Raw genomic sequence first — 15050 nt, forward strand, 5'->3', positions numbered from 1 at the left:
GGTCAATTTCCTGCCACCCGGCCATCTTCGCGCTCGAGCACCTCACGCACCTCCTCGGTATCCGGGGCCTCGTCCTCGAGCAGCCAGGCATCGGTCATTGCCTTGGCCAGGTGAGCGGCATGGGTACTGCCCCCCCCGGCGTTCTCGACGATCACCGCCACGGCGATCTGCGGGTCCTCCACCGGCGCGAAGGCCATGAACAAGGCATGGTCGCGCAGCCGCTCCTTGAGCTCGTCGGCGTTGTACTTCTGGTCCTGGCCCAGGGAGAACACCTGGGCGGTACCGGACTTGCCCGCCATCCGATAGTCCAGGTCCTTGCCGATGCGCCGCGCGGTCCCCTCATTGCCCGAGACCACCTTTTCCATGCCGGAGAAGACTCGGTCCCACCACCCCTCATTGCCGAGCGTGATGTCGGCCGGGGTGTCCGGCAGGTCGACGGGCACTTCTTCCTCGCCGATCCGCTGAGCCAGGCGGGGCTTGACCCACTGGCCGCGGTTGGCCAGCACCGCCGTGGCGGTGGCCAGCTGCAGCGGGGTGAGCTGCCAGTAGCCCTGGCCGATGCCCACCGAGAGGGTCTCGCCGGGGTACCAGGGCTGGTTGAAGCGCCCACGCTTCCAGTCACGTGAGGGCATCAGGGCATCACTCTCGCCCTGGACGTCATGGGCGACTCGCTGACCGAAGCCGAAGGCCGACATGTTCTCATGGATGCGATCGATGCCCAGGTCATGGGCCAGGGAGTAGAAATAGGTGTTGTTGGAGACGGCGATGGCCCGCTCCAGGTCGACGCGACCATGCCCCCAGCGCAGCCAGTTGCGGTAGCGCCGGGAGTCGTTGGGCAGTTGGAAGTAGCCGGGGTCGCGGATGGTGGTGTCGGGGGTGATCTTGCCCTCGGCCAGTCCCGCCAGGGCCAGGAAGGGCTTGATGGTGGAACCCGGCGGGTAATGGCCGCGAATCGCCCGGTTGTAGAGCGGCAGGTCCAGGTCCTCCTGGAGCGCCCGGTAGGAGGCGACGTCGATGCCGGTGACGAACTGGTTGCTGTCGAACCCCGGCACCGAGGCCAGGGCGAGGATCTCGCCACTCCCCGGGGCGATGGCCACGATGGACCCGCGTCGGCCGTCGAGCAGCTCCACGGCGAGCTTCTGCAGCTCGCTGTCCAGCGTCAGGGTCAGGTCCTGGCCCGGTACCGGGTCGGTGTGACCGAGCTCACGCAGCACTCGGCCGCGGGCATTGGTCTCCACCTTGCGCAACCCCGCCTGACCGTGCAGCGCGTCCTCGTAGAAGCGCTCCACTCCCGTCTTGCCGATGAAGTGGGTACCGGCATAGTTGCCTGAATCCAGACCCGCGAGCTCCTCGGCGTTGATCCGCCCCACATAGCCCAGCGCGTGCACCATGGTCTCGGCGTCGGGATAGTAGCGCAACAACTGGGCCTGGACCTCGACGCCGGGCAGGCGATGACGATTGACCGCCAGTCGGGCGATCTGTTCCTCATCGAGGTCGCTCATCAGCAACGCCGGCTGGAAGGGACGCTGGCGCTGGCGGGACCGCACCCGGAAGGCCTCGACCTCCTCCTCGGGGATCTCCAGCAGGTTGACCAGCAGCGACAGTGTGGCATCGAGGTCTTCGACCCGTTCTCGCACCAGGGTGAGATTGTAGGTGGGGCGGTTCTCGGCCAGCAGCACGCCGTTGCGGTCGTAGATCAGCCCACGAGTGGGTGGCAGCGGCTCCACCCGCACGCGGTTCTTCTCGGAGCGCGTGCTGTAGACCTCATGCTGCACCACCTGAAGGTAGAACAGCCGTCCGCCCAGCAGCCCGGTCAGGCACACCACCACCAGCACGGCCAGCAGTGAGCGCATGCGGAAGACACGCAGCTCCTGTTCCGGGTTCTTCAGGGTTTCGCGGCGCCGACGCATGCTCGGTGATGACCTCGGAATGGTTGAGCAGAAGAGCCTTCAGCGGTCATGGGTACAAACAGCCTTCAGCGGTGACAGAGCGGAAACGGGCTTCAGCGGTGATAGGGATGGCCGACCAGCAGGGTCCAGGCGCGATACAACTGCTCGGCGAGAAGGATGCGCACCAGCGGATGGGGCAGCGTCAATGGCGACAACGACCAGTGCTGGTCGGCACTCGCCGAGAGCGACGGCTCCAGGCCATCCGGGCCACCCACCAGCAGCACCACGTCACGCCCCTCGAGGCGCCAGGAGTCGGCCTCCCGAGTCAGTTGCTCGGTGCTCCAGGCCTTGCCCCCCACCTCCAGGGCGACGAGATGCTCCCCGCCCTTGAGGCGACCACGGATCCGCTCGGCTTCCGTCTCCATGGCTCGCGCCAGATCGGCATTCTTGCCGCGCTGCCCCGGGGCGATCTCCTCCACCTCCAGGGTGAAGTCCCTGGGCAGGCGTTTGCGATACTCCTCGACACCGCGCGACACCCAGTCGGGCATGCGCGTGCCCACCGCCAGCAGGCGGATCCTCATGAACCGTGAACCCCTTCCTCGACACGGGAGTCCGTATCGCTTGGCAGGTCGGCCCAGAGTCTCTCCAGGTCGTAGAGCTGCCGTGTCTCGGGGAGCATCACGTGCACCACCAGGTTGCCCAGGTCGACCAGCACCCAGTCGGCGCCATTCTCGCCCTCGACACCCAGCGGCGGGATGCCCTGCTCCTTGGCGGCCTGGACCACGTTGTCGGCCAGTGCCGCCACATGGCGGCTGGAGGTGCCACTGGCCACCACCATCAGGTCGGTCACGCTGGTCAGTCGTGAGACATCCAGGACGGCAATGTCCTGAGCCTTGAGGTCCTCCAGTGCGTCGATCACCAGAGTCTTGAGTGCGTCGATATGCATAGCCCTTCGTGTCAGCCCTTCATCAGCGGGAAATCCTCGGCCCCATTGTACCGACTTGGCGACCGCCTGGGCAGCACTCAGCGGTGCCGATAGAGGCCCCGTGACAGGAGTTGCACCTCCACCGCCTCCGGCAGCAGATAGCGCACGCTGAGGCCCGCCGCCAGGCGCCGACGCACCTCGGTGGCCGAGATCGCCATGCGCGACGGCAGCCTGAGGCGCAGCAGCCTTCCGGCGGGCCGGGCCATGAGCGTCTCGCTTTCCTCGACCTCGCGTCCGGCCAGCAGATCCACCAGCGGCTCGGGCAGCGTGGCCCGGTGGTCCGGTCGATCGATCACCACCACATGGGCCAGCTCGAAGAGCCGCTCTGGCTCATGCCAGTCGGCCAGCCGCAGGAAGGCATCGTGGCCCAGCGCCATCACCAGGCGCGCCTCACTACCGAATTCCCGGCGAAGCGAGGCGAGGGTGTCGGCACTGTAGGAAGTTCCGTCACGCTCGAGCTCCCGGGGGTCGGCGACCAGGCCCGGCGTATCGCCGATCCCCAGACGCAACAGGGCGAGGCGCTCGGCGGGCGAGACCCGGGGTTCGCCCCGCAGTGGCGGCATGGCGGCGGGCACCATGTGCACGCGATCCAGGGCCAGCGCCTCGCGAAGCTCCACGGCGCTGCGCAGGTGGCCCAGATGCACCGGATCGAAGGTGCCGCCGAGCATGGCGATCCGGGGCGGTGATGGCGGGTCGCGGTCGGCCCTGACGGGCAGGCCCGGTTGACTCACTGACGCACCTGGCCGTCGCCGAGTACCACGTACTTGCGGGTGGTCAGCCCCTCGAGCCCCACGGGCCCCCGGGCGTGCAGGCGATCGGTGGAGATGCCGATCTCGGCGCCCAGCCCGTACTCGAAGCCGTCGGCAAAGCGGGTCGAGGCGTTGACCATCACCGAGCTGGAGTCCACCTCGGCGAGAAAGCGTCGCGCCAGGCCATAGTGCTCGGTGACGATGGCGTCGGTATGGCGCGAGCCATAGCGCTCGATATGCGCCATCGCGGCATCGATGCCGTCGACCACGCGGATGGCCAGTACCGGGGCCAGGTACTCCGCCTGCCAGTCCGCCTCGCTGGCCTCGGCGAGATCGCCGAGGATCGCCCGGGTCCGCTCGCAGCCGCGCAGCTCGACGCCATGCTCGCCGTAGGCGCGCGCCAGCGTCGGCAGCAGGGTCTCGGCCACCGGCGCATCGACCAGCAGGGTCTCCATGGTGTTGCAGGTGCCATAGCGGTGGGTCTTGGCATTGACCGCAATGGCCAGGGCCTTGTCGAGATCAGCGCTGGCATCGATGTAGACGTGGCAGACGCCATCGAGGTGCTTGATCACCGGTACCCGTGCCTCTCGGGTGATGCGCTCGATCAACGACTTGCCACCACGCGGGATGATCACGTCGACGTACTCCGGCATGCTGATCAGGCGACCCACGGCGGCCCGGTCGGTGGTCGCCACCACCTGGACGGCCCCCTCGGGAAGGCCTGCCCGTTCCAGCCCGGCGCGGATGCAGGCAGCGATGGCGGCGTTGGAGTCGCGCGCCTCGGACCCGCCCCGCAGGATGGCCGCGTTGCCCGACTTGAGACACAGGCTCGCCGCCTCCAGGGTGACGTTGGGACGCGACTCGTAGATGATGCCGATCACCCCGAGCGGCACGCGCATCTGTCCCACCTGGATGCCGCTGGGCCGCGAGCGCAGGCCGTCGATCTCGCCGACCGGATCCGGGAGGGCGGCGACCTGAGCGAGTCCGTCGATCATGGCATCGAGACGCGTGTCGTCAAGCGCCAGTCGGTCGAGCAGGGCCGCCTCCAGGCCGCCCTCGCGTCCCCGGGCGAGGTCGCGGGCGTTGGCGGCCAGCACCTCGCCCCGAGCCCGCTCGAGATGCTCGGCCATGGCCAGCAGGGCGGCGTTCTTGGCCGCGGTGTCGACGCGGCGCATCCGGGTGGCTGCTTCGCGGGCGCCCTGCCCCAGGCGCTGCATGTAGGCGTCGACATCGCCGATATCGGGGATAGTGGCGTCGTGGTCCGAGCGGGAGGCTTGAGCTGTCATGCCGTTGCGTGTCTCCTGGGGCCGGCAACGCCGCGACAAGGGCGATGCCGGCGTTATACTGTGCCGTAAACCGGGAAGGGATTCATACTAAGCCACCATGCAGACCAAGTACAAAGTCGGACTGCTGCGCGGCAACCTGCTGGTCGCGGCGGCGCTGCTGGCCCTGCTGGCCATGGCCACGACGACCCTGACCGAGGCCCTGCTGCTGTGGCTGGCCGCGTCCTGGCTGGCCGTTACCGCGCTACTGCTCGCCTTCAACCATCGCCGTCCCGCCACGGTGCCCTGGCAGCTGCTGCCCGCCCTGCTGCTGGCCGCTCTGCTGTGGGTGAACCCCGAGCGGCACGTCACCTGGCTGTGGGCCTGGGCGGTGCTGCTGATGCTCCCCCAGCCCCACTGGATCCTGCTGCTCGAGGCCCTGCTGGCAGTGGCCACCTGGTGGCCACTGCGCGAGCTGTTGGGGCTCGAGCAGTGGGCCCTGGCAGGCCTTCTGCTGGCGGCCCTAATGCTGTTGGGGCTGTCCAGGGCCCTGGACCTTCGCGCGCTGCGTCAGAGCACCCTGCGCCGGGCCCGACTGGTTCCCGGCCTGCCGCTCTGGCCCGGCGCCAGGCTGGCCCAGGACCTCGCCCTCGAGCGAGCCCGCAGCCGTCGCGAGGGCGTGCATGCCGAGCTGCTGCTGCTGCATACCCCGCGACACCACTGCTGGTCACTGGCCCACCGGCTCTGCCGGCTGACGCACAGTTTCGAGCCCTGCTACCGCCTCGACCCGCGAACCCTGGCCGTGATCCTGACCAGCCGCAACCATCGCGAGGCCAAGGAGCGTCGCGAGGGGCTTTGGCGCCATCTGGATGCAAGGGGCCCGGCCCGGGCGATCGCTCTGACCGGCCTGTCATCACTTGCGGACGAACGACAGGCCCTGGCCCGACAGGCACCCGGACTCCAGGTCGATGGGGATGCGGCCGATGCCTGAACGCCGAGTCCGATTCCTGAGACTGTTCGCGGCATGGTACGCCAGCGGCGCGTTGCTGCTGCTGGGCATGGCCCTGTGGCTCTACCTGATGGGCGAGTACGAGCGTCTACCCCTTCCCGCAGCCCTCTTCCTGCTGATGCTGGTGGCCACCCTGCTGAGCGTGACGCGCGAGGATCACACGCGTCTGGCCGCCTATCTGGTGCTGATCTGCGGCTACCTGCTGATCGCCGTGGAACTGCCTCGACAGTCGGGGCTGCCGTCGCTCTGGATCGGAGTGCCGCCGGTCCTCACCCTGCTGCTGCTACCGCTCGGCCCGGCGATGCTGCTCAACGTGGCGCTGACGCCAGTCTGGCTGGCCCTGCTCGGCAATGGCGAGCTCGACCGGAACATGCTGCTGGGCTATCTGACGCTGGTGGTCGTGGCGGCCCTGGTGCCCTGGGAGCAGGTCCGCCAGCATGCCTTGCTGCGGGCCACCGACCCTCGCGACCCCGAATGCCCGGCGGTGGGGCGCGCGACGCTGCACGAGAGACTGGCCAGCGAGGCCGACCGCGCCACACTGCTCGGGCAGCCGCTGGCAGTGATGCTGATCCACCTGCCGCAGCTGGAGATGGCGGAGGAACAGTTCGGATCCCAGGCGCGACAGGCCCTGCTGGACTGCCTCTGCCAGGCCGTCACCAGCCGCTGTCGCGACCATGACATCCTGGGAAGGGAGGGGCCGGCGGATTTCTGGCTGGTACTGCCGGACACCACCGAGAGCGGCGCCCTGCTGGTGCAGCAGAGACTCGGCCAGGCTTTCGAGCAGACCACCCTGATGGAGACCGGTCCGATGGAGGCACGACTGCGCCTCTGCCGGCCGCGCCCGGGAGAGTCCTGGCAACGATTCGAGCAACGCTTGCAGGTCGTCAGCCAGTCGCTGGCCGATGGTTGATTCGCCCCTCCGCCAGTACCCGGCACGGCAACGGAGCACCCCTTGAGCATCGCCGATACCCTCTTCCAGCTGGCGCCCTCGCCGGGGCTGCTGCTGCTGATCATCGCCGCCATCGCCCTGGTCGAATCCCTGGCACTGGTGGGGCTGCTGGTACCGGGCGTGGTCCTGATGACCGCCGCCACTTCCCTGGCCGGACACCAGGACCTGGCCCTGGGCCCGGTGCTCGGCGCCGCCTTCCTCGGTGCGGTGGCCGGCGACGGCCTGAGCTTTCTGCTCGGCTACACCCAGCGCGAGCGGGTGACCGTGCTGTGGCCGCTGTCACGACATCCCGAATGGCTGGCGCGGGGCGCCCGCTTCTTTCAGCGCCACGGCACGCTGTCGGTCTTCCTTGGCCGTTTCGTGGGCCCGGTGAGGCCCGTGGTGCCACTGATCGCCGGCATGCTGAGGATGTCGCCCCGCACCTTCACCTGGGCCAACCTGGGCTCGGCACTACTCTGGGCACCGGCCTATGTGCTGCCGGGTTACCTGCTGGGACGGACCTGGCAGCAGCTGCTGGACCTGCCCGAGGGGCTCAATCCCTGGCTGGTCGCCCTGGGCGTGCTGGTGGTCATTCTCGCCGTGGTGTTCTCCTGGTGCCGCCACCTGGTGACCCGCGACGGGCTCGCCTACCGCGGCCTCGCCTGGGCCTCGGGGCGAACCCCCCTGGGCCGGCGCCTCTGGCAGCTGCTCGCACCGCCCCATGAGGAGGAGCCACCGCTGGCCTCCTGGCTGCTGCTGATCCTCTCGCTGGCGGCCCTCTCCGCCTGGACCCTGGTGGTGATCCACCACGAGGGTCCGTTGGCCATGGATCTGCGTCTCGCGGGCCTGCTGGAGAGACTCGCGCTGCCGGGCCTGGCCACCTTCGGGGGGGGGATGGCCAAGGCCAGCGACCTGCTGGGCGTGCTCGCCTTCACCCTGCCCTGGGCGGTCTGGCTGCTGTGGCGACGCCAGCTGCCGGCCTTCTGGCACATCACCGGCGGGCTCGTTGGCGTCGCGCTGCTCAACACCCTGATCAAGGCGACCATCGGTCGGGCGCGGCCCGACACGCCGGCCGACCTGGCCGATTCCCTCTCCTACCCCAGCACCCACACCTCGACCGCCGTGGTGCTGTTCGGCATGGCCGCGGCCTTCGCCACCCGGGAACTGCCCCATGGCAGGCGCTTCCTGGCGTACTGGGCCGCCATTGCCGTGATCCTGCCGATGGCCCTGTCCCGCCTGCTGATCGGCGTGCACTGGCTCAGCGACCTGATCGGCGGTGCCCTGCTCGGCCTGGTGGTCTGCGCCCTGGTGCAGCTGGCCTGGCAGCGACATCCCCGTCCGCGCCTCGGCCCCTGTCCCTGGCACCTGCTGGGTGTTGCCTCGCTGGTGCTGATCGCGGCCCGGATCGCCTGGTTGCCGGCGGTCTAAGCTGGAAGCTGGAAGGCAGCATGATTCCACAGACGCTGGCGTCAGGGGTTTTCTTCAAGCTTCCAGTCGCGAAGCGACGCTCTTCCAGCTTCAAGCTCCTGGCCCGGCGCAGCCGGGTCAGCCCAGCGCCAGCCAGAGCCCCACGCCGACCATCAGCGTCCCGGCGAGGCGATTGAGCAGCCGCACGTTGCCGCTCTCGCCGAGCAGCCGGCGCAGGGTGCGTCCGCCGGTGGCATAGAGCAGCAGGCAGAGGAATTCGATGGAGAGGATTACCGCGATCAGCACCACGAGCTGGAGGACCAGTGGACGGGAGGCGTCCAGGAAGGGCGGCAGCAGGGCCATGAAGAAGGCCCACCCCTTGGGATTGGCCACCGCGGTGACCAGCCCCTGCAGGGCCAGCTGGCCACGGGCGGCGGGGGGCCCCGCTTCCAGTTGCAGGGGTATGGCCATGCGCCCCCTAGAGCGCCACATCATCACGCCCAGGTAACCGAGATAGGCGCCACCCAGCCATTTGAACAGCGCGAAGAGCTCGGGCTGGCGCAGCATCAGCGCCGCCACGCCGGCACCGGCGGCGAAGGCCACCAGGCCAACGCCCACCAGCTCGCCGGCCATCATCCACAGGGTACGCCGCACGCCCTGGGTCATGCCCAGCACCATGGCCAGGGTCATGCACATGCCGGGGGTGAGCGAGACCAGCAGGAAGGTCGGCACGAACACCGACAGCAGCGAAAGGTTGATCATGCCTCGCCCCAGCGGGGCATCAGGCGATGCGCGACCCCCAGCTGGTTGAGAATCCGCGCCACGATGAAGTCGACCAGGTCGTCGACCGACGCCGGCTGGTGATAGAACCCCGGCGCGGCGGGCAGGATCACCGCCCCCATGCGAGTCAGGGCGAGCATGTGCTCCAGGTGGATCGCCGAGAAGGGGGTCTCGCGGGGCACCAGGATCAGCGTGCGTCGCTCCTTGAGCGCCACGTCGGCGGCGCGCTCGATCAGGTTGTTGCTGGCCCCGGTGGCCACCGCCGAGAGGGTCCCGGTGCTGCAGGGGCAGATCACCATGGCCGAGGGTGCCCCGGACCCCGAGGCGACCGGCGCCATCCAGTCCTCGCGGCCAAAGCAGCGGATCTGGCCGGGCACCGCCCCGCTGCGTTCGGTGAGGACCTCGGCCAGTCGGGCGGGACGCGCCGGCAGTTCGCGGTCGGTCTCGGTGGCGATCACCAGGTGGGCGGCCTTGGAAATCATCACCCACACCTGATGGTCGGCCGCCACCAGCGCCTCGATCAGCCGCAGGCCGTACTGGGCCCCGGAAGCGCCGGTCAGGGCCACCGTGACCGGGTCACGCAGTTCCGTCGGCATGGGCCACCTCCAGCGCCGCCAGCAGCTTCTCGTGGATACCGCCGAAGCCACCGTTGGACATCACCACGATGCGGTCCAGCGGTCGTGCCTCGGCGACCAGCGCCTTCACCAGGGCGTCGAGGTCGGCGAGCAGCCGGGCCGGCACCGGGCTCGCCTCGAGCACCGGCGACAGCGACCAGTCGAGTCCCGGCGGCTCGAACCAGAAGGCGGCATCGGCGGCGGCGACGCTTGCCGCCAGCCGGTCGCGCAGGGAGCCCAGCCGCATGGTGTTGGAGCGCGGCTCGATGACCGCCAGCAGGCGCCCACGCGGCGTCGCGGCCCGCAGCCCCTCCAGGGTGGCAGCGATCGCCGTGGGATGATGGGCGAAGTCGTCGATCACCTGAATATTGGCCACCTCCCCACGCAGTTCCTGGCGACGCCGCGGCGTCGCGAAGCGCGACAGCGCCGCGGCGCCGCGCGGCAGGTCGACCCCGCAGGCACTCGCTGCCGCCAGGGCGGCCAGGGCGTTGCGGGCGTTGTGGGCACCGGTCAGTGCCCAGTCGACCACCGCGTCCTCGTTCACCTCGGCGCCGCCATCGTGGCGCTCATGGATCACTCGGAAGCGCGAGGCATCCTCGCGCTCGAGCTCCAGCCGCCAGGGACTTGTGGCCTGGGTGCCGAAGCGCTCCACCGGGGTCCAGGCCCCCATCTCCAGTACCCGGTCCAGGGCCGGCTCACCATCGGCCACCAGCAGGCGGCCCCGTCCCGGGACGGTACGCACCAGATGGTGGAACTGTCGCTCGATGGCGCCCAGGTCCTCGAAGATGTCGGCGTGATCGAACTCCAGGTTGCCCAGGATGGCGATCTCGGGCCGGTAGTGGACGAACTTGGAGCGCTTGTCGAAGAAGGCCGTGTCGTACTCGTCGGCCTCCACCACGAAGGGGGCATCCTGGGCGCCGAGCCGGGCCGACACGCCGAAGTTGCGCGGCACCCCACCGATCAGGAAGCCCGGCGCCTGGCCGCCGGACTCCAGCAGCCAGGCCAGCAGGCTCGCCGTGGTGGTCTTGCCGTGGGTGCCAGCCACGGCGATCACCCGACGCCCCGGCAGCACCTGCTCGGCGAGCCACTCGGGGCCTGAGACGTAGGCCAGCCCCAGGTCCAGGACCGCTTCGACCTCGGGATTGCCGCGCGAGAGGGCATTGCCGATCACCACCCGGTCCGGTCGCGGCCAGAGGTTGTCCGCCGAGTACCCCTCGCACAGCGCGATGCCGGCCTCCTCGAGCTGGGTGCTCATCGGCGGATAGACGTTGGCGTCGGAGCCGCTGACGGTGAGGCCCAGTTCGCGGGCGAGCAGCGCCAGGCTGCCCATGAAGGTACCGCAGATTCCGAGGATATGAAGGTGCATGCGCTCTCCGGGAACTCATTGCGCCGCTGGCCGCGGCACGACCTGCGCGAGACTAGCATGGCCCCCTCGGCGCGCTCCAGCCGCCACCGTCGCCCGCGAGGCCCAAGGCGACTTGAGATCGGCGGGCACGCAGGTGCAGCCATTGCCACTTTCGGCTAGACTCACGGGCTTTCGAAACCCTTGACGTGACCAGGAACAGGTAAGCCCCATGGCCCAGCACAACGCCTTCTACGCCCAGTCCGGCGGCGTCACCGCCGTGATCAACGCCAGCGCCTGCGGCGTGATCGAAGCCTGCCGCCGCCACCCGGACCGGATCGGCAAGGTCTATGCCGGGCACAACGGCATCATCGGCGCCCTCACCGAGGACCTGATCGACGTCAGCCAGGAGACGGACGAGACCATCGCCGCCCTGCGCCACACCCCGGGGGGCGCCTTCGGCTCCTGCCGCTACAAGCTCAAGGACATCGAGTCCCACCGTGCCCAGTACGAACGGCTGATCGAGGTCTTCAAGGCCCACGACATCCGCTACTTCTTCTACAACGGCGGCGGCGACAGTGCCGACACCTGCCTCAAGGTCTCGCAACTCTCCGAGAAGCTGGGCTATCCGCTGACGGCCATCCATGTGCCCAAGACCGTGGACAACGACCTGCCGATCACCGACAACTCCCCGGGCTTCGGCAGCGTGGCCAAGTACATCGCCACTTCCACCCTCGAGGCCTCGCTGGACATCGCCTCGATGTGCGCCACCTCCACCAAGGTGTTCGTGCTCGAGGTGATGGGCCGCCACGCCGGGTGGATCGCCGCCGCCGGCGCCCTGGCCGGCCAGGGCGAGGGCGACCCCCCTCACCTGGTGATCTTTCCGGAGGTGCACTTCAACCGCGCCAGGGTGATGGCCCGGGTGGAGGAATCGGTCAAGAAATACGGCTACTGCGTGATCGTGGTCTCCGAGGGCGCGCGCTACGAGGACGGCACCTTCCTCGCCGACTCCGGCAACACCGACGCCTTCGGCCACCGCCAGCTCGGCGGCGTGGCGCCGACCCTGGCCGGCATGGTCAAGCAGGACCTGGGCTACAAGTACCACTGGGCCGTGGCCGACTACCTCCAGCGGGCCGCTCGCCACCTGGCCTCGAAGACCGACGTCGAGCAGGCCTACGCGGTGGGCGAGAAGGCCGTGGAGCTGGCCATCGAGGGCAAGAACTCCATGATGCCGGCGATCAAGCGCGTCAGCGAGACCCCCTACGAGTGGCGCATCGAGGCGGCTCCGCTGGCCGAGGTCGCCAACCGCGAGAAGTTCATGCCGCGCGAGTTCATCCGCGAGGATGGCTTCGGTATCACCGAGGCCTGCCGCCAGTACCTGTCGCCGCTGATACAGGGCGAGGACTTCCCGCCCTTCGAGAACGGCCTGCCGAAGGTGGCACACCTCAAGCTGGCCCGGGTCGAGCGCAAGCTGCCGGAATTCAAGATCTAGGCGCCGAACGCCGAGCAGGATGGTGCTCGCGCACCACCAGGGCAACAAAGGAAACCCTCCAGCAAGCGACTCTGCTGGAGGTTTTTCTTGGCTGCTTGGCGCTTTATCGCAACAACCAGGAGAGCACCAGCAGCAGCAGCAGGATGCCCGCCACGCCCTGCCAGAAGCGGGTCGGCTCCCGCTTGCGCGCGCCGCCCTCACCCGCGTCCCGGGCCGGATCCTGCGGCGGACGCAGCGCTCGACGGAACTCCGACATGCGCCGGAAGCGCAGCGCACGCTGGGGGTCCAGGGCCCGGCGCAGGGCATCGTCCAGAGCCACCGGCACCTCCGGGTTGAGGGTGCGAGCACTGCGATAGGCCAGCTGCTCCAGGTCGGTATGGCTGCGCAGCCGGTTCGGCGCCAGCGCATAGGGCAGCTCGCCGGTGAGCAGCCAGTAGATGGTCGAGGCCAGGGAGTACTGGTCGCTGCGACGGCCGACGTCATCCTCCAACGCATACTCCGGCGCGCTGTGCTCGGTCAGCCCGAGCTGGCGAACCAGTTCCCGTGAACGGCGGTGGCCGTCGACGTCACGCAGGTGGCAGGCACTGAAATCGGCCAGCACCACCTGGCCATGCAAATCGATCAGTATATTGTCGGGATGGATTCGCTGGTGCAGCAGGTCGCGGTGGTGCAGTGCCTGCACCGCCTTGCCCAGCTGGTTGGCAATGTCGAGGCGCTGCTCCAGGCTGGCCTGGGGATGGCGCCGGGCCCACTCGGCCAGGGTCACGCCCTTGACGTGGGCCATCAGGTAGTAGAGGAAGCGCCGCGGCCGCGAGGACTCCATGATGCGCACCACGAAGGGCGACTTGACGCGCTCCACCACCCACTGCTGCAGCAGGAAGTGCTCCAGGTAGGCATTGCGACTGGAGAGCTCGGGACTCGGCGCCTTCATCACCATCTCGCGGCCGCTGTGCAGGTCGCGCACGTGATAGACCCGCGACTGGGCCGTGCGCGAAAGCACCGACAGCACCTCGAGGCCGTCCAGGCGATCGCCTGGCGAGAGCTCCGGGGGAATCGGCAGGTCGCCATAGACGCGGCCGGGCTGGTCTTCCGTTCCCTCGTCGGGCAGGCCATCGATGCGTACCAGCTGGAAGCAGAACTGGTCGCCGCCGTAGCCCCGCGCCTGCGCCCGCTCACGGGCCGCCGCGCCCAGGCGCTCGCAGGCGGCATCCAGGTCGCTGGCATCCTCGCGAATCAGCCGCACGTAATCCGAGGGCATCAGGGTGCCCTGTACCGCCTGGGTGGTGAACAGGAAGATGTCTCCCTGCTTGAGCGGCATGCTGACATAATCGATCTCCAGGCCACTGTCCATGCCCATGGCACGGGAGGGGTAGCGGTAGCCGCCCAGGTCGGTGACATGGTCCCGGGAAAGCTGCTCGAACTCGGCGCCGCGCAGGCGGAACACCAGGGTATCCCCCATATGGAAGAGGTGCGCCTCGCGCCCCCGGTAGACCATGGCGGAGAGCGAGGAGACATAGCTGCCGTCCGCCATCTGGCGGTTCTGGCTGAAACACCAGGCGTTCAGCGCCCGCAACACACGGGTCGCCGAGGTCTTGACGTCCCAGTGGTCGGGGGTGGAGAAGTAGTCGGTCAGAAACCCCTTCACGCTGAGATCCCCCGCCTGCTTGGCCAGGTTGTTGCGCAGGGTGGAGTCACTGATCAGGGCGCAGGCGCCCTTCGCCGCGAGCAGGGGAGGCTCGGGGAAGCGCACCGACATCGAGCTGCGATGCCGTCGCCGTTCAGGCGCCACGAAGGCCTGTCCGTAACTCAGTGACAGTTGCACGGGTGTCAAGGCAGTCTCCTCGCAGTCGGCGCGATGCGCCGGCCGGTGGCCGGCACCTTCCATCGGAGACCCATGATACACCCTGGCCCACCGGCGGGCCCATCGACCAAAGGCAAGGCCTGCCACCTAAGGCCCATTGGTAATCCCTGCCGCGGCTTCGTATAATTCGGCGGATTTTGCGCCTGCCCGATTTCGCCAAGCCTTATTTTTGCCAACCCAAGGAAGCGACGATGAACTTAGACAACATCCCCGCCGGCAAGGACCTCCCCAACGACGTCTACGTGGCGATCGAGATCCCGGCCAACCACGCGCCGATCAAGTACGAGATCGACAAGGACATGGGCGCCCTGCTGGTCGACCGCTTCATGGCCACCCCGATGTTCTATCCGGCCAACTACGGCTTCATCCCGCACACCCTGGCCGACGACGGCGACGCCCTGGACGCCCTGGTGGTGACGCCCTACCCGGTCCAGCCCGGCGCCGTGATCCGCGCCCGCCCGGTGGGCATCCTCAACATGACCGACGAGGCCGGCGAGGATGCCAAGCTGGTGTGTGTCCCGCACCCCAAGCTCTCGAGCCTCTATGACGACGTCCAGGAGGTCACCGACCTGCCCGAGTTGTTGCGCCAGCAGATCGCCCACTTCTTCGAGAACTACAAGGACCTCGAGAAGGGCAAGTGGGTCAAGGTGGAGTCCTGGGAAGGCTCCGAGGCGGCCTGCAAGGCGATCGAGAAGGCCGTGGCGGCCCACGATAAGGCCTGACCCTCGGATA

The 15050-nt window shown here is 68.8% G+C and carries 14 protein-coding genes; 5 read left to right on the forward strand and 9 right to left on the reverse strand.

What is annotated here, in order from left to right; translation table 11 throughout:
- Nucleotides 1-2: 2 nt before the first annotated feature.
- From mrdA to QLQ86_RS14035, 5 genes are all read right to left on the reverse strand, one after another.
- Nucleotides 3-1910 carry a penicillin-binding protein 2 gene (mrdA, locus tag QLQ86_RS14015; RefSeq protein WP_282736532.1) on the reverse strand — a complete coding sequence of 636 codons (1908 nt, stop codon included), beginning with the start codon at nt 1908-1910 and terminating at the stop codon, nt 3-5.
- Nucleotides 1911-2002: 92 nt separating this feature from the next.
- Nucleotides 2003-2470: a 23S rRNA (pseudouridine(1915)-N(3))-methyltransferase RlmH gene (gene rlmH / locus QLQ86_RS14020; protein WP_282817369.1), complete on the reverse strand. Its 468-nt coding sequence runs from the start codon at nt 2468-2470 to the stop codon at nt 2003-2005.
- Nucleotides 2467-2835, reverse strand: a complete 369-nt coding sequence (rsfS, locus tag QLQ86_RS14025) for a ribosome silencing factor (protein ID WP_282817370.1) — start codon at nt 2833-2835, stop codon at nt 2467-2469. The genes rlmH and rsfS overlap by 4 nt, the downstream gene beginning before the upstream one ends.
- A 77-nt stretch (nt 2836-2912) precedes the next feature.
- Complete coding sequence (gene nadD / locus QLQ86_RS14030) at nt 2913-3542, reverse strand: nicotinate-nucleotide adenylyltransferase (protein WP_282817413.1); 630 nt, start codon at nt 3540-3542, stop codon at nt 2913-2915.
- Nucleotides 3543-3601: 59 nt separating this feature from the next.
- Nucleotides 3602-4909: a glutamate-5-semialdehyde dehydrogenase gene (locus tag QLQ86_RS14035; RefSeq protein WP_282817371.1), complete on the reverse strand. Its 1308-nt coding sequence runs from the start codon at nt 4907-4909 to the stop codon at nt 3602-3604.
- Nucleotides 4910-5006: 97 nt separating this feature from the next.
- Between QLQ86_RS14035 and QLQ86_RS14040 the strand changes: the two genes are divergently transcribed.
- From QLQ86_RS14040 to QLQ86_RS14050, 3 genes are read left to right on the forward strand one after another with little or no spacing between them, the layout of a single operon-like run.
- Nucleotides 5007-5876 carry a hypothetical protein gene (locus QLQ86_RS14040; protein WP_282817372.1) on the forward strand — a complete coding sequence of 290 codons (870 nt, stop codon included), beginning with the start codon at nt 5007-5009 and terminating at the stop codon, nt 5874-5876.
- A complete protein-coding gene (locus QLQ86_RS14045) occupies nt 5869-6804 on the forward strand; it encodes a diguanylate cyclase domain-containing protein (protein ID WP_282817373.1) in 936 nt (311 codons plus the stop codon). Before QLQ86_RS14040 ends, QLQ86_RS14045 begins: the two co-directional genes overlap by 8 nt.
- Nucleotides 6805-6846: 42 nt before the next feature.
- Nucleotides 6847-8250 carry a bifunctional DedA family/phosphatase PAP2 family protein gene (locus QLQ86_RS14050; protein WP_282817374.1) on the forward strand — a complete coding sequence of 468 codons (1404 nt, stop codon included), beginning with the start codon at nt 6847-6849 and terminating at the stop codon, nt 8248-8250.
- 117 nt (nt 8251-8367) lie between these two features.
- On the opposite strand, the gene QLQ86_RS14055 is transcribed toward QLQ86_RS14050, so the two are convergent.
- From QLQ86_RS14055 to mpl, 3 genes are read right to left on the reverse strand one after another with little or no spacing between them, the layout of a single operon-like run.
- Nucleotides 8368-8991 carry a LysE family translocator gene (locus tag QLQ86_RS14055; RefSeq protein ID WP_282817375.1) on the reverse strand — a complete coding sequence of 208 codons (624 nt, stop codon included), beginning with the start codon at nt 8989-8991 and terminating at the stop codon, nt 8368-8370.
- Nucleotides 8988-9605: a flavin prenyltransferase UbiX gene (locus QLQ86_RS14060; RefSeq protein WP_282736524.1), complete on the reverse strand. Its 618-nt coding sequence runs from the start codon at nt 9603-9605 to the stop codon at nt 8988-8990. The genes QLQ86_RS14055 and QLQ86_RS14060 overlap by 4 nt, the downstream gene beginning before the upstream one ends.
- On the reverse strand, nt 9586-10989 hold the full coding sequence (mpl, locus tag QLQ86_RS14065) for a UDP-N-acetylmuramate:L-alanyl-gamma-D-glutamyl-meso-diaminopimelate ligase (RefSeq protein ID WP_282817376.1): 1404 nt from the start codon (nt 10987-10989) through the stop codon (nt 9586-9588). Before mpl ends, QLQ86_RS14060 begins: the two co-directional genes overlap by 20 nt.
- A 208-nt stretch (nt 10990-11197) precedes the next feature.
- Between mpl and QLQ86_RS14070 the strand changes: the two genes are divergently transcribed.
- Entirely contained in the window at nt 11198-12457 is a 1260-nt protein-coding gene (locus QLQ86_RS14070) for a 6-phosphofructokinase (protein WP_282817377.1), read from the forward strand.
- Between the two features lie 103 nt (nt 12458-12560).
- On the opposite strand, the gene QLQ86_RS14075 is transcribed toward QLQ86_RS14070, so the two are convergent.
- Nucleotides 12561-14288, reverse strand: a complete 1728-nt coding sequence (locus QLQ86_RS14075; protein WP_282817378.1) for a bifunctional protein-serine/threonine kinase/phosphatase — start codon at nt 14286-14288, stop codon at nt 12561-12563.
- Between the two features lie 221 nt (nt 14289-14509).
- Between QLQ86_RS14075 and ppa the strand changes: the two genes are divergently transcribed.
- A complete protein-coding gene (gene ppa / locus QLQ86_RS14080; RefSeq protein WP_282736520.1) occupies nt 14510-15040 on the forward strand; it encodes an inorganic diphosphatase in 531 nt (176 codons plus the stop codon).
- Nucleotides 15041-15050: the final 10 nt, after the last annotated feature.

Origin of the sequence: Halomonas rhizosphaerae, assembly GCF_030012485.1 — a bacterium.
Lineage (GTDB): Bacteria > Pseudomonadota > Gammaproteobacteria > Pseudomonadales > Halomonadaceae > Halomonas > Halomonas rhizosphaerae.

Bases quoted from the DNA above. Each gene is read 5' to 3' on its own strand.
- QLQ86_RS14040 (WP_282817372.1), top strand. From the start codon at position 5,007: ATGCAGACCAAGTACAAAGTCGGACTGCTGCGCGGCAACCTGCTGGTC.
- mrdA (WP_282736532.1), bottom strand. From the start codon at position 1,910: ATGCGTCGGCGCCGCGAAACCCTGAAGAACCCGGAACAGGAGCTGCGT.
- QLQ86_RS14060 (WP_282736524.1), bottom strand. From the start codon at position 9,605: ATGCCGACGGAACTGCGTGACCCGGTCACGGTGGCCCTGACCGGCGCT.
- QLQ86_RS14055 (WP_282817375.1), bottom strand. From the start codon at position 8,991: ATGATCAACCTTTCGCTGCTGTCGGTGTTCGTGCCGACCTTCCTGCTG.
- QLQ86_RS14045 (WP_282817373.1), top strand. From the start codon at position 5,869: ATGCCTGAACGCCGAGTCCGATTCCTGAGACTGTTCGCGGCATGGTAC.
- rlmH (WP_282817369.1), bottom strand. From the start codon at position 2,470: ATGAGGATCCGCCTGCTGGCGGTGGGCACGCGCATGCCCGACTGGGTG.
- QLQ86_RS14035 (WP_282817371.1), bottom strand. From the start codon at position 4,909: ATGACAGCTCAAGCCTCCCGCTCGGACCACGACGCCACTATCCCCGAT.
- rsfS (WP_282817370.1), bottom strand. From the start codon at position 2,835: ATGCATATCGACGCACTCAAGACTCTGGTGATCGACGCACTGGAGGAC.
- ppa (WP_282736520.1), top strand. From the start codon at position 14,510: ATGAACTTAGACAACATCCCCGCCGGCAAGGACCTCCCCAACGACGTC.
- QLQ86_RS14070 (WP_282817377.1), top strand. From the start codon at position 11,198: ATGGCCCAGCACAACGCCTTCTACGCCCAGTCCGGCGGCGTCACCGCC.
- mpl (WP_282817376.1), bottom strand. From the start codon at position 10,989: ATGCACCTTCATATCCTCGGAATCTGCGGTACCTTCATGGGCAGCCTG.
- nadD (WP_282817413.1), bottom strand. From the start codon at position 3,542: ATGCTCGGCGGCACCTTCGATCCGGTGCATCTGGGCCACCTGCGCAGC.